This is a genomic window from Lysinibacillus sp. HST-98, assembly GCF_016757845.1.
In the GTDB taxonomy this organism is placed as follows: Bacteria; Bacillota; Bacilli; order Bacillales_A; family Planococcaceae; genus Lysinibacillus; species Lysinibacillus capsici.
The window spans coordinates 1-14,013 of sequence record NZ_JAENHX010000007.1 but is presented as its reverse complement, the minus strand read 5'-3'; the positions used below and the strand labels follow the sequence as shown (position 1 = coordinate 14,013).

15 protein-coding genes and 1 pseudogene are annotated in these 14,013 nt (G+C 37.5%); 14 read left to right on the top strand and 2 right to left on the bottom strand.

All coding sequences use genetic code 11. The annotated features are described in order from the left end of the window. The first annotated feature begins 34 nt into the window (after positions 1–34). The 10 genes from def to spoVM are packed head-to-tail and all read left to right on the top strand — an operon-like array spanning position 35 to position 9,056. Positions 35–529, top strand: a complete 495-nt coding sequence (gene def, locus JIN86_RS15705) for a peptide deformylase (RefSeq protein WP_202342361.1) — start codon at positions 35–37, stop codon at positions 527–529. A gap of 1 nt (position 530) precedes the next feature. Then, entirely contained in the window at positions 531–1,472 is a 942-nt protein-coding gene (gene fmt / locus JIN86_RS15700; RefSeq protein ID WP_202342360.1) for a methionyl-tRNA formyltransferase, read from the top strand. Next, a complete protein-coding gene (gene rsmB / locus JIN86_RS15695; protein WP_202342359.1) occupies positions 1,469–2,830 on the top strand; it encodes a 16S rRNA (cytosine(967)-C(5))-methyltransferase RsmB in 1,362 nt (453 codons plus the stop codon). Before fmt ends, rsmB begins: the two co-directional genes overlap by 4 nt. Further along, positions 2,830–3,972 (top strand): dual-specificity RNA methyltransferase RlmN, encoded by a 1,143-nt coding sequence (gene rlmN / locus JIN86_RS15690; RefSeq protein WP_202342358.1) that lies wholly within the window; start codon positions 2,830–2,832, stop codon positions 3,970–3,972. The genes rsmB and rlmN overlap by 1 nt, the downstream gene beginning before the upstream one ends. A gap of 6 nt (positions 3,973–3,978) precedes the next feature. Then, complete coding sequence (locus tag JIN86_RS15685; protein WP_004227404.1) at positions 3,979–4,728, top strand: Stp1/IreP family PP2C-type Ser/Thr phosphatase; 750 nt, start codon at positions 3,979–3,981, stop codon at positions 4,726–4,728. Positions 4,729–4,730: 2 nt separating this feature from the next. After that, a complete protein-coding gene (gene pknB, locus JIN86_RS15680) occupies positions 4,731–6,719 on the top strand; it encodes a Stk1 family PASTA domain-containing Ser/Thr kinase (RefSeq protein WP_202342357.1) in 1,989 nt (662 codons plus the stop codon). 11 nt (positions 6,720–6,730) lie between these two features. Beyond that, positions 6,731–7,615 (top strand): ribosome small subunit-dependent GTPase A, encoded by an 885-nt coding sequence (gene rsgA, locus JIN86_RS15675; protein ID WP_202342356.1) that lies wholly within the window; start codon positions 6,731–6,733, stop codon positions 7,613–7,615. Positions 7,616–7,617: 2 nt separating this feature from the next. Then, complete coding sequence (rpe, locus tag JIN86_RS15670) at positions 7,618–8,286, top strand: ribulose-phosphate 3-epimerase (protein ID WP_202342422.1); 669 nt, start codon at positions 7,618–7,620, stop codon at positions 8,284–8,286. Beyond that, positions 8,283–8,936: a thiamine diphosphokinase gene (locus tag JIN86_RS15665; RefSeq protein WP_202342355.1), complete on the top strand. Its 654-nt coding sequence runs from the start codon at positions 8,283–8,285 to the stop codon at positions 8,934–8,936. Before rpe ends, JIN86_RS15665 begins: the two co-directional genes overlap by 4 nt. 18 nt (positions 8,937–8,954) lie before the next feature. After that, positions 8,955–9,056 carry a stage V sporulation protein SpoVM gene (spoVM, locus tag JIN86_RS23980; RefSeq protein ID WP_099805045.1) on the top strand — a complete coding sequence of 34 codons (102 nt, stop codon included), beginning with the start codon at positions 8,955–8,957 and terminating at the stop codon, positions 9,054–9,056. Positions 9,057–9,147: 91 nt separating this feature from the next. Here spoVM and rpmB read toward each other — a convergent pair whose 3' ends face one another. Continuing rightward, positions 9,148–9,336 carry a 50S ribosomal protein L28 gene (gene rpmB / locus JIN86_RS15655; RefSeq protein WP_004227417.1) on the bottom strand — a complete coding sequence of 63 codons (189 nt, stop codon included), beginning with the start codon at positions 9,334–9,336 and terminating at the stop codon, positions 9,148–9,150. Between the two features lie 186 nt (positions 9,337–9,522). Beyond that, positions 9,523–10,266, bottom strand: a complete 744-nt coding sequence (locus JIN86_RS15650) for an IclR family transcriptional regulator (protein WP_004227420.1) — start codon at positions 10,264–10,266, stop codon at positions 9,523–9,525. 311 nt (positions 10,267–10,577) lie between these two features. On the opposite strand from JIN86_RS15650, the gene JIN86_RS15645 reads away from it, so the two are divergent. The 4 genes and pseudogenes from JIN86_RS15645 to JIN86_RS15630 form a co-directional block, all read left to right on the top strand. Continuing rightward, entirely contained in the window at positions 10,578–11,450 is an 873-nt protein-coding gene (locus tag JIN86_RS15645) for a dimethylarginine dimethylaminohydrolase family protein (protein ID WP_202342354.1), read from the top strand. Positions 11,451–11,464: 14 nt separating this feature from the next. After that, entirely contained in the window at positions 11,465–12,226 is a 762-nt protein-coding gene (locus tag JIN86_RS15640; protein WP_082148185.1) for a dimethylarginine dimethylaminohydrolase family protein, read from the top strand. A gap of 110 nt (positions 12,227–12,336) precedes the next feature. After that, positions 12,337–13,764 carry an amino acid permease gene (locus tag JIN86_RS15635; protein ID WP_202342353.1) on the top strand — a complete coding sequence of 476 codons (1,428 nt, stop codon included), beginning with the start codon at positions 12,337–12,339 and terminating at the stop codon, positions 13,762–13,764. Between the two features lie 36 nt (positions 13,765–13,800). Then, positions 13,801–14,013, top strand: a pseudogene (locus JIN86_RS15630) (amino acid degradation protein); the annotation flags it as partial.

The following is a 14,013-nucleotide window of genomic DNA, read 5'->3' as shown; positions in this document are numbered from 1 at the left end:
GGACTAGCTTTAAAGCAGAAATGAGGAAATAATCATGGCTATAAAAAAAGTAATTGAAAACCCTGCAAAGGTACTATCGACAACGTGTGCTGAAGTGACAGAAATAAATGATGAAATAATTACGTTACTTGATGATTTATATGACACAATGGTGGAATATGATGGTGTTGGAATTGCGGCACCACAAATAGACGTAGGGTTACGGGTAGCAATTGTTGAACTAGGTGAAGAACGTGATATTTTAGAAATGATTAATCCAACTGTCGTTGAAACGGACGGAGCAGAAGTAGATATTGAAGGATGCCTGAGCTTTCCAGGTTTATATGGAGAAGTAGAACGTCCTAGCTATGTCAAAATTGAAGCATGTGATCGTGAAGGACGTGTTTATGAATTAGAGGCAGGTGGCTTTGATGCACGTGCGATCTTACATGAAATTGATCATTTAGATGGTGTGCTTTTCGATTCAAAAATCAAGCGTATTGTCACAGCAGAAGAACTAGAAGAAATGTACGCCGAAGAGGAGGAATAAAATGACATCTATCGTTTTTATGGGGACACCTGACTTCTCCGCACCTATTTTGCGTATGCTACATGATGAAGGATATGCTATTAAAGCAGTTGTAACACAACCAGATCGTCCAGTTGGGCGTAAACGAGTACTAACACCGCCGCCAGTAAAGGCAACAGCGTTGGAACTTGGCTTGCCAATTATTCAACCCGAAAAATTACGTGGCTCCGAGGAGTTACAGCAGATTCTTGCTCTACAGCCTGATCTAGTGATAACAGCAGCATTTGGACAGATACTACCCAAAGAATTATTAGATGCACCAGCTCTAGGCTGCATTAATGTCCATGCATCACTATTACCAAAATATCGTGGAGGTGCTCCAATTCACCAAGCCGTCATGGATGGTGAAAAAGAAACAGGAGTAACGATCATGTATATGGCAGAAAAGCTTGATGCGGGAGATATTATCTCTCAAAAAGCAATCCCTATTGAAGAAGATGATCATACTGGTGGACTTTTTGATAAGCTAAGTATGGTTGGCTGTGAATTACTCAAGGAAACACTTCCTTCTATTATAAATGGTACAAATAATCGTACAGTTCAAGATGAAGAACAAGTTACCTTTGCAAGTAATATTTCAAGGGAACAAGAACGGATCGATTGGACGAATGATGCTATTACTTTATACAATCAAGTGCGAGGTCTTCATCCGTGGCCTGTTGCTTATACCACTTTTGAGGATGGTAATTTTAAAATTTGGTGGGCATCGATTGGCAAAAGTAAGCATGAGGCGAATCCAGGTACAGTTGTTGCCATTGATAAAGATCATTTTGAGGTAGCAGCTGGAAACGGGACAACTTTAGCATTATATGATGTGCAACCAGCTGGGAAAAAGCGCATGACCACAGAGGAATATTTACGTGGGACAGGTTCTAAATTACAGATTGGGGACCAATTCAAATGAGTAAAAAAAGTGTAGTGATTTGGGATGGCAATGTACGAGATGCCGCATTGTCAATTCTATTAGCAGTTGATAAAAATCAGGCTTATAGCAACTTATTGCTAAATGAAACAATTAAACGACATAAAATTGAAGCAAAAGATCGTGCTTTATTGACTGAAATAACGTATGGAACTTTACAGTATAAAATGACACTTGATTATTACTTAGAGCCATTTATTCGCGGTTCAATTGATCATTGGGTTCGCTGGTTATTAAGAATCTCGTTGTATCAAATCCATTATTTAACACGTATCCCTCCTCACGCTGCAGTAAACGAAGCAGTAGAAATTGCCAAGCGTCGAGGACATCGTGGAATTGCTTCTATGGTCAATGGCATCTTAAGATCCGTGTTACGCAGTGGTGTCCCTTCAACAGATGATATAGCAGATCCAATTGAGCGTCTTTCTATAGAAACAAGTCATCCAATGTGGTTAGTTCAAAGATTTGTTGATAACTACGGTCTTGAAGTAGCGACTGAAATGTTGCATGAAAATAATAGACCGCCTGTGCAGACTGTGCGTGTTAATACAACAAAAGCAACTGTAAAACAAGCAATTGCTGAGTTAGAGGCAGAAGGATTAACGGCTATTCAAAGCGATGTTATACCAGAGTGCTTATACATTACAAACGGTCAACCAGCTCGTACAAAAGCCTTCAAAGAAGGTATGATTACTATTCAGGATGAAAGTTCAATGATACCTGCTAATGTGCTAAATCCATCTCCAGGTATGCGTGTGTTGGATATGTGCGCGGCACCTGGTGGAAAAACAACACATATTGCCGAAATAATGCAAAATGAAGGATCTATTTTAGCAACAGACCTTCATCCACATAAATTAGATTTAATCGACCATAATACAGAGCGTCTAGGGCTTGATATTGTTGAAACAGCCCCAATAGATGGACGGAAAGCACCAGAATTTTTACAAGCAGCGTCTTTTGATGCTATCTTAGTCGATGCACCATGTAGTGGACTAGGCGTTATGCGACGTAAGCCAGATATTAAATATACAAAGCGAGAAGAGGATTTAGAAAGTCTTCAAAAAATCCAATTAGCTTTACTTGATGCAGCAACGAAAGTTTTGAAAACAGATGGTAAGCTTGTATACAGTACGTGTACAGTAGACATACAAGAAAACGAAGGCACTGTGAAAGCCTTTTTAACAGCACATCCAGAAATGGAAGCTATACAACTAGAATCTTTACCAACAAAATTAGCGGAAAAGCAAGCTAATGGCATGCTTCAAGTCTTTCCACAAGACTTTGGCAGTGACGGTTTCTTTGTCGCCGCCTTTCGTAAAAAAGGAGAATCCAACTAATGGTGGATCAAGAGAAATTTAATGAACGTATTAACGATTTAGTCGAAGAAGCAGAAGAAAAGCCCGTTCGACGCGTAAAAAAAGAAAAGCCAAATTTAAAAGAATCCATTTATTCGTTACAACCTCATCAATTAGAAGAATGGCTAAAGGAAAATGGCGAAAAGCCTTTCCGTGCTGCTCAAATTTTTGACTGGCTGTATAATAAACGTGTAAAGACATTCGAAGAAATGTCAAACCTTTCAAAGGGATTACGCGAAAAACTAACTGCAAATTTTGCATTATCCACACTATCAACCATTATTAAACAAGAATCTAAAGATGGTACCATTAAATTTTTATTCCAATTACAAGATGGCTATTCTATAGAAACTGTGTTAATGCGCCATGAATATGGAAATTCTGTCTGTGTAACAACACAAGTAGGCTGCCGAATTGGCTGTACGTTTTGTGCATCCACTTTAGGTGGTTTGAAGCGACATTTATTAGCAGGAGAAATTGTGGAGCAAGTTGTCAAAGTACAGCAAACATTAGATGAATTGGGCGAGCGAGTATCTCATATTGTCATTATGGGTATTGGTGAACCTTTCGATAACTATGATGCAATGATGAATTTCTTAAAAGTGATCAATCATGAAAAAGGTTTAAATATCGGAGCACGTCATATCACGGTTTCAACATCGGGTATTGTACCTAAAATTTACCAATTTGCGGATGAACAATTACAAATTAACTTTGCTGTTTCTCTGCATGCGCCAAACCAAGAAGCACGTCAAAAGCTAATGCCAATTGCCCGTGCTTATAAATTGGAAGAATTAATGGATGCTGTGCGATACTATACAAAAAAAACAGGTAGACGAGTGAGTTTTGAGTATGGGCTGATGTCTGGTGAAAATGATTCAGTAGAAATAGCAGAGGAACTATCTGCTTTAATTAAAGGAATTAAATGTCATGTCAACTTAATTCCTGTAAACTATGTACCGGAACGTGATTATGTTCGTACATCTCGTAGTCAAATTTTTGCTTTTGAAAAAACATTAAAGAAAAATGGTATTAACGTAACGATCCGCCGAGAGCAAGGTTCAGATATCGCTGCTGCGTGTGGTCAATTACGTGCACAAGAGAGATCTGAAGAAACGAGGTGACCAGTATTGGAATACACAGTCGAAAGTGATATTGGTTTAAAACGATCCATTAATGAGGACCGTGCTGCATTCTTTAAACGTCCAGATGGGCTTGCACTAGCACTTGTAGCGGATGGCATGGGTGGTCATAATGCTGGTGATGTAGCAAGTGATATGGCAATTCAACAAATGGAATCCTTTTTTTTACAGGCAGACACACATCATTTTGAATCCACAACATCAAAAAAAGAATGGTTATTACAAACAGTTAAGCAATTGAATAAAACAATATATGACTATTCTTTATCACATGAAGACTGTAAAGGAATGGGCACGACATTTATTGCAGTGTTAATCGAAGAACAACATTGCTTCATTGCACATGTGGGGGACAGTCGTGTGTATTATTTCTTTGAAGATGGTGCACAACAAATAACAAGAGATCATTCATATGTGAACGTCTTGGTCGAAAATGGTGAGATAAGCGAAGAAGAGGCTTTGACACATCCAAAGAAAAATTTCATCTTAAAAGCGGTTGGGACAGAGGACACAATCGAACCAGACTTTTATGAAGTAGATTTAGCATCAGAATCGTATTTACTCATTTGTTCAGATGGATTAAGCAATAAACTAACTGTTTATGAAATGGCATCGATAATTACGTATCCAGACTCCATTAAGGAAAAGGGACGTAAACTTGTAGAATTAGCAAATGCCAGCGGGGGAGAAGACAATATCTCCCTCGTGCTATTAACAAAAAGGGATGAGGAGGTGTAAGAATGCTTGTAGGTAAAAGAATTAGTGACCGTTATAAAATTTTAGAACTCATTGGTGGCGGAGGTATGTCCAATGTTTATTTAGCACACGATATGATCTTAAATCGTGATGTAGCCATTAAAATATTACGCTATGATTTTTCCAATGAGGATGAATTACATCGACGTTTTCAACGTGAGGCACTGTCTGCTACAAGTCTTACACATCCGAATATTGTTAGTGTTTATGATGTAGGTGACGATGGAGATCTACACTATATTGTGATGGAATATGTTCAAGGAAAAACATTAAAGCAGTACATACAAGAATTTGCACCAATTTCTCCTGCTAGAAGTGTGCATATTATGAAGCAATTAACGTCTGCCATTGCCAATGCCCATGAAAACCATATTATCCACCGTGATATTAAACCGCAAAATATTTTAATGGATGCGGAAGGTAATGTGAAAATTACGGATTTTGGTATTGCGATGACGTTAAGTGCTACATCATTTACTCAAACAAATTCTGTGCTTGGTACAGTCCATTATTTATCACCGGAGCAAGCTCGCGGCGGTACAGCTACAAACAAATCAGATATTTACGCTCTCGGTATTGTATTATATGAATTATTAACAGGTGAACTTCCATTTTCTGGTGAATCTGCTGTTTCAATAGCACTTAAGCATTTACAAGCCGAAACGCCTTCTGTTCGAGCATTTGATGCAACGATTCCCCAAAGCTTGGAAAATGTAGTATTAAAGGCTACTGCCAAAGATGCATCCCATCGTTATACGACAGTGGAAGAAATGTATGAAGATTTGGAAACTGTACTATCACCATCTAGAATCAATGATCCCAAATTTGTCATACCTGTGGATAATGATGTAACGAAGGCTATTCCTATCATTAAAGAGCAGATGCATAAAAAAGACGAAGATTTAACTAAAACAAGAGTTATTGAACCAATTATGGAAGCTAAAGCTCCATCTCAACCACAACCTAAAAAGCCTGTAGAAAAGCCAGTTCCTGTTAAGGCAAAGAAGAAAAATTGGCCCAAATATGTTGCAGGACTATTCATTGCAGCGATTGTCATTTTCTTATTCTTTATTTTTGCAAAAGATTTATTTAGCCCGAAAAAAGTGGCTATACCAGATGTAGCCAATTTAACAATAGAGGAAGCGACAAAAAAATTAGAAGCAGATGGATTTGTTGTTGGTGAAGAGCATCAGGAGCGAAATCATGAGGAAATAGAGAAGGGGAAAGTTATTGAAACGGACCCATCAAAAAATTCATTACGTGAAAAAGGCTCAGAGGTAGACTTAATCGTTAGTTTAGGTGTAGAGATGACGACAGTTGATAATTATGTAGGACAAAATTATAGTCAAGTTGAAGCTTTAATAAAAGGAAAGTATAAAGACGTAATAAAAGAGGATGTCCCTTCTAATGAGCCAGAAGGAAGAATCATTGAGCAAAGCATACCACCAAATTCTGAGGTAGTAGCGAAAGAAGAAACAATCACGTTTAAAGTTAGCCAAGGAGTTAGAATGGTAAGGGTTGAAAACGTTGTAAATTATACGAAAGCTGATATGGATGACTATGTGAAAAGAGCAGGTCTCAATTGGCGTATATCTCGTGAAGAACATCATGAAACCATCCCAGCTGGCAGTGTAATTTCGCAATTGACAAAAGCGGGTACTTTGGTAGAAGAAGGTTCTATGATATCGGTTGTAATCAGTAAAGGGCCAGCAAAACAGCCTGATAAACTACGTCTCATACCTGTAGTCATTGAGTATAAACCTACAGAAGAGGGAATAGCTCAAAATATTCGAATTGAAATTCAAGATAAAAATCATACATTGTCTGAACCTGTTGAAGTATTTGAAATTCTAAGTGATACGCCATACAATATTCAGCTTACAATTGAAGATGGCAAAGATGCAAGTTATAGAATAATTCGTGACTCAGAAATAATTTTAGAAGGCAAAGTTAATTATAATGATGTCGATTAAGGAGGAATTGGATGGCGCAAGGCCAAATAAGAAAAGCATTAAGTGGTTATTATTATGTATTTGATGGACATCAACTGATTCAATGTCGAGGACGCGGGGTATTTCGTAATCGTGGCGAATCCCCACTTGTTGGCGATATTGTAGAGTATACAATGGAAACTGAAGGCTCTGATGGGACTATACAAAAGATTTTAGAGCGTCAAAATGAATTAGTACGTCCGCCAATTGCGAATATTGATCAAGGCATTTTGGTGTTTTCTGTAAAAGAACCGAATTTCAATACCATTTTACTGGATCGTTTTTTAGTTGTGTTAGAATCCTTCCATGTACACCCGATTATTTGTTTAACAAAAATGGATTTGCTAGAAAATGATGAACGTGAGGAATTACAAAATTATATAGCAGATTATGAAAGCATGGGCTATACAGTTTTGCAAACATATAAAGATGAAGAAGAATTAGTAGAACGATTACGTCCTATTTTAAAGGGAAAAACCACTGTTTTAGCTGGCCAATCGGGCGTTGGGAAATCAACTTTACTTAATACGCTCATTCCAGAGTTGAATTTAAAAACGGGTATTATATCCCAAAGCTTAGGACGGGGGAAACATACCACTCGTCATGTTGAACTGATAGAGGTCTGTGATGGTTTATTGGCAGATACGCCTGGGTTTAGTTCCTTTGATTTTGACGAAATTGAGAAAGAAGAATTGGGGGTATGTTTTCCTGAGATGGCAAGAGTGGCGGATGATTGTAAATTTAGAGGTTGCTTACACTTGAAAGAGCCAAAATGTGCAGTAAAGGCAGCGGTAGAAGCAGGGGAAATTCGAGACTACCGCTACAAGCATTATGAACAATTTATGCAAGAAATTATGGATAGAAAGCCGAGGTATTAATGATGATACAAATAGCCCCATCAATTTTAGCAGCAAATTTTGCAAATTTAGGTGAAGAAGTAAAGGAAGTAGAGCAAGCAGGTGCACAACTTATTCATATTGATGTAATGGATGGTCACTTTGTACCGAATATCTCATTTGGTTCCATTGTATTGGATGCTATCCGTCCATTAACGAAGTTACCATTAGATGTGCATTTAATGATAGAAAATCCAGATCAGTATATCGAACAGTTCGCAAAAGCTGGAGCAGACTATATTACGGTACATGTAGAAGCATGCCGTCATTTACATCGAACAATTCAATTAATCCGTTCTTTTGGTGTAAAAGCGGGTGTCGTATTAAATCCACATACACCGATAGAATCAATTCAACACATTTTAGAAGATATTGATATGGTATTATTAATGACTGTTAATCCTGGATTCGGTGGACAAAAATTTATCCATTCTGTTGTATCTAAAATTGAAGCATTATCAACAATAATTAAGGAGCGGGGCTTAGATATTGCCATTGAAATTGATGGTGGTATTACTGCTGAAACAATTGTGCCATGTGCACAGGCTGGAGCGACAATTTTTGTAGCTGGGTCAGCCATCTATAGTAAAGAAGATCGAACAGCTGCTCTTCAAGAGATTTTATTAGCTGGCGAGGCAGCGATTAAAGGATGACGACAGTCGTTGTTTGTGCAGGTGGTCCAAAAAATGAGCTTTGTTCATTTTCATCGTTTCAGCAACAACAGGATGTTGTGTTTATCGGGGCTGATCGTGGCGCCTTATATTTAATTGAGCACGGAATAACGCCCGATGCCATTGTAGGTGATTTTGATTCTTTAACAGATGAAGAATATAGACAAGTGATGGCACAAACCAATAATCAACAACGTTTCCAAGAAGAGAAAAATGAAACAGACACGGATTTAGCATTGCTGAAAGCCTATACGTTTGCACCACAAGAAATTATTTTGACAGGTGTGACGGGTGGGCGTTTAGATCATTACGAGGCAGCTGTCCGTTCTATTTATCGGTTACAAAAAGAGCATCCTCAAATTGAGTTAAAGATAATCAATCATACTAATATGTTGCAATTTTTACTACCAGGCACACATACAATTTATGCAGATGCTCGATACCGTTACTTGTCTTTTTTTGCTCACGAGGAGCCTATTCAAGGTGTAACATTACGACAAGTAAAATATGAAACAACGAATGAGGAAATTTCCTTAGGAACATCTCGATTTACAAGTAATGAAATAATAGGAACTTCAGGGTCTATATCTTTCTCGCAAGGCATATGTTTAATGATAAGAAGCATAGATTAGCGTAAGGGGGAGAGAGTCCTGAAAGTATATACGTTCCAATTGCCGAAATTCGTGAGTAGTATCACGCGTACGTGTATTAACCTATTTAAAAAAGATAAGAAAGTAAAAAAATCCGACTAGTGTTAGTCGGATTTTTTACTTTCTTATAGAATACTAATCAAGAAAAAAATCGATTGCGCTCAATGCGAAATCGATTTTTTAGAAGCAGCGATTAAACGCGCTCGATTTTACCTGATTTTAATGCACGAGCAGAAACCCATACACGTTTTGGTTTACCGTCAACTAAGATACGAACTTTTTGAAGGTTAGCACCCCAAGTACGTTTGTTAGCGTTCATAGCGTGGGAACGGTTGTTACCAGTACGAGCTTTACGTCCAGTGATTACACATTGTTTTGGCATGTTGTATTCCCTCCTTACTGTTGATGCTGAAAGATTATTATTTCAGTTCGGTATTTCACATACCATAATAATTTAACATACGATGGCGTTCAGTGCAACAGTTTTCACATAACCTTTCAAGAAAAAAACCTTTACAGACATAAAACGTTTATGAAAAGTAGTGAAGTTTAAAGGAGAATAGTTCTCTTATCCTTTTCCTCGATAACCAAGTTTTAGCGATACACGTCTACCAGTATCAACTAATCGCTCAATTAATGTATTAATATGATCTTGAGAGACATTAAAGTTTACAAAACCAATACTAACTGCTCCTATCACTTCACCAAAACCATCTAAAATAGAGACAGCAATGGATGAAGTACCTGCAGTTCGTTCTCCGTGACTTATTGCATAGCCTTGTTGCCGAATTTGATGAAGCTGCGCCTCTAATTCGGCCATTTCATCTTTAGTTACTAGTTGCTCTAGAATTTCTTTGGATTGTATTGCTGACATTGAGGCAAGTATGGCCTTATTGGCCGCTCCGATATGCATAGGTATGCGGATACCCAATTGATCATAAATACGAATCGGATTTGCTGCACTGTCTATCCGTTCTATAATAATCGTATCTAATCCAGCTGGTTTACTTAAATAAACGCTTTCTTCAACCTCCCTGGCTAATCGTTCTAACTCAGGTCTAATTTTGCTAATATAATCCATCGTATCATACACTTGTAAGCCAAGTTCCATCCATATGGTTCCAAGCCGATAATATTTTGTCTGTTCATCTTGCTCAATCATCCCTTGTTTAATCATGGCTTTTAAAATTCTATGTAAAGTACTTAGCGGTAAATCGCATTTTGTAGAAAGCTCTGAAATGGACAAGCTACTGTCGTTTGCATCAGCAGCTAAAACCTTGGCAATTGTCATTGCCCGCTCTAATAATTGCAATTTGTCCCACCTCCCTTCATCCTATTTTATTTTTATTCTCCACCTACGTCTAGTTCCAATATTCCCGTACAAATCAGAAGTCTAAACAAATGCTTTATTTTTAATACACGAAAGCTACAAAAAGATCCTTTAAGGCCTATTTAATAAATGTTAATACAGCTTTTTTTCCAAGGGTGAATGCAATCTAGATTGAAAGAAAAATAAAAGTTTTCTAAATATATTGACAGTATAGCATAAAACGAATATATTCTTCATATAAACTTTCCTCTTAACGGAAACGTTTTCCACTACACGGAAATGAGGTGAAAGGAATGCATTATTGTTCATCAATGTATGCGCCTTTGAAACACGTTATTGTAAAAGATCCAAAAGATGCTTTCCAAAGCCAAACACATCTTAGTGAGGAATGGAAAACATTTAACTACTTATCTGAGCCTAATTATGAAGAAGCTCTAAGGGAATACGCTGAATTTATTGGGATTCTTGAAAAGTATGTGGAGACTATTGAATATCTGCCTATAGCAGATGAAGTAGGATTAGATTCTCTCTATGCACATGATCCAGTTAAATTCACACCAAATGGTGCCATTATACTGAAGTCAGGCAAAAAATTAAGACAACCAGAAGCAGCAGTATACAAGGACTTTTTACAGCAAAAGGGTATTCCAGTAATTGGTGAACTTACTGGAGAGGCAGTTTCAGACGGTGGAGATATTGTTTGGCTAGATAATCGAACGCTCGTTGTGGGTAGAGGTTATCGAACAAACGATGAAGCCATTCGTCAGTTAAAGGAAATGACAGCCGATATGGTAGATGAATTTATAGTTGTACAACTACCACATGATCTTGGTGAAGCTGAATGTTTACATTTAATGTCTTTCATAAGTATGGTAGACCGAGATTTAGCTGTTGTGCATTCGCGTTTAATGCCAGTATTTTTCAGACAACTGCTAATTGAGCGTGGCATCCAGCTAGTAGAAGTACCTAAAGGTGAATATGATTCGTTAGGCTGTAATGTGTTAGCGCTTGCACCAAGGGTATGTGTGATTCCTCAAGGCAACAAAAAAACAAAGCAACAGCTACTTGATGCTGGAGCAACTGTGTACGAATATAAAGGCGATGAAATTACTGTTAAAGGAACAGGTGGGCCGACTTGCCTAACTTGCCCAGTAGTAAGAGGATAAAGGAGAAGATGAATATGTTTAAAAATGTTATTGTTAAAAATCCAGGAAATAGTTTTGTAAACGGTTTAACAACTAGTGATTTAGGAAAGCCCATTTTAGAAAAATTATTTGAACAACATGAACACTATGTAGAGGCTTTAAAAAAATGCGGTGTAGAAGTTACACAATTACCAGCAAATGAAGCATTTCCAGATTCAACATTTGTAGAGGATACAGCTGTCTTAACGCCTGAATTTGCTATTATCTCGAATCCTGGAGCAGCAGCTCGTAACCGCGAAATTGAAGAAATCGAACCAGCTGTAAAGCAATTCTATGAAAAAATTTACTATATTAAAGGTTCTGGAACACTTGATGGTGGAGATGTATTACAAGCAGAGAAAAAATTTTATGTAGGGATCTCAGAGCGCACAAATGAAGAAGGCGCTCAGCAATTTAAAGAGATTGTTGAACAAGAAGGTTATGAAGCAACTATTATTCCATTAAAAGAATTCTTCCACTTAAAAACTGGAATTGCCTATGTTGGGGAAAATCGTATGGTGCTAGCTGGTGAATTTGTCGATCATCCTGCATTTGAATCTTACGAAAAAATCGTGATTCCTAAAGAGGATGAATATTCAGCTAACTGTATTCAAGTAAATGATTATATTATTATTCCAGCTGGCTATCCAGAAACAAATCGTAAATTACTGGACCTTGGCTATCAAACAATTGAACTTGATATGTCTGAATTTAGAAAACATGATGGTGGTTTAAGCTGTTTATCATTACGTTTTTAAGTAAATCTACCAATACCCAATCAATTTAAAAGAGAAAATTGATTGGGTACTTTCATTCTTGAAAAATCAGAATATTTAATATTTTTACATTATATGGGAAGTAGGGATGGATGTTGAATAAAGGGGATCAGCTTCACGATAATCAATTAAAACGTTCGATGAAAAGTCGCCACTTGTTAATGCTTTCACTTGGTGGTGTTATTGGAACAGGCTTATTTTTAAATGTAGGCTATACCATTAATCAGGCAGGACCCGGAGGCGCACTGATTGGTTACTTATTTGGTGGCTTAATTTTGTTTATGGTCATGAATTGTCTTGGGGAATTGGCTGTTTACATGCCTGTTACAGGCTCTTTCCAAACATATGCAACACGTTTCATTAGTCCTTCAGCTGGTTTTTCATTAGGTTGGATGTATTTTGTCGGGTCTGCTGCCACAGCAGGCGTTGAATTTACGGCTGCAGGTATTTTAATGCAGCATTGGTTTTCTAGTGTACCAATTTGGATATGGTGTGCTGTGTTTATGGTTCTTTTATTTGTCTTAAATGCTTTAACAACGAAGGGCTTTGCTGAAGCAGAGTTCTGGTTTGCTAGTATAAAAGTTGTTGCAGTGATTGCATTTATCATTATTGGTGGAGCGGCAATCTTTGGTTTAATTCCATTAGCAGATCGTCCTACTCCACATCTCACAAATTTAGCACCTTCTGGTTTATTCCCAGCAGGTATTACGATTATTTTTGTCACAATGATGAATGTAATTTTTTCTTATCAGGGATCAGAGCTGGTGGGTATTGCAGCAGGGGAGACCGAGAACCCTGAAAAAAATATTCCACGAGCGATTCGTACAATTCTATTCAGAATCATCGTTTTCTATATTGCTTCCATTATTGTATTATCAGCAATATTCCCAGCATCAGAGCTTGGGCTTATGGAAAGTCCATTTGTCACGTTAATGAATTTAGCTGGTGTACCATATGCCGCTGGTATCATGAACTTTGTTATTTTGACAGCTATTTTATCAGTCGGTAATTCATGTTTATATGCATCAACACGTTTATTATTTTCCATGTCACAAGAGGGGATGGCGCCCAAGTTATTTGGTCGATTAACGAAAAACAAAGTACCTTTAAATGCGCTTATTTTTACGATGGTATTCTCACTCTTATCTTTATTAACTAGTGTAATGGAAGCCGATGCTGTATTTGTATTACTAATGTCAGTAGCAGGTATATCTGTCACAATTTCATGGATGGGGATATGTGCTTCTCAGTTAATGTTCCGTTATCGCTATGTGAAGTCGGGAGGAAATGTGGCTGATCTAAAATTTAAAACACCACTATTCCCGTTGATTCCAGTATTTTGTATAATCTTTTGTGTTTTAATTTTAGTATTTTTAGCGTTTGATCCAACACAAAGGATTGGTTTACTATACGGGATTGGCTTCTTTATTGCCTGTATGATCTTTTATCAATTGAAATTAAAAAAAGCCGCGACTGCTGCTACAGATAGCAAAAGTGAAGAAACACTAGAAGTTCGTTAATCGTACCTCTAACGAATGTGAGTAAAGGAGAATTTTATGAATACTTTTATGTGGGATACACCCGAAAAACTACGTGCCCTACTATGTGAACTTGTGAGCTGGGAAAGCCGAACATTAACGGCGGGCGAAAATAAATTTGCCTTTCGCTTAAAAGATAAATTGTTAACGCTTCCATACTTTGAAAAGCATCCAGACTTGATTGAATTACATGATGCAGGGCTTGGCAGAAATGCAGTGACAGCCTTCTAT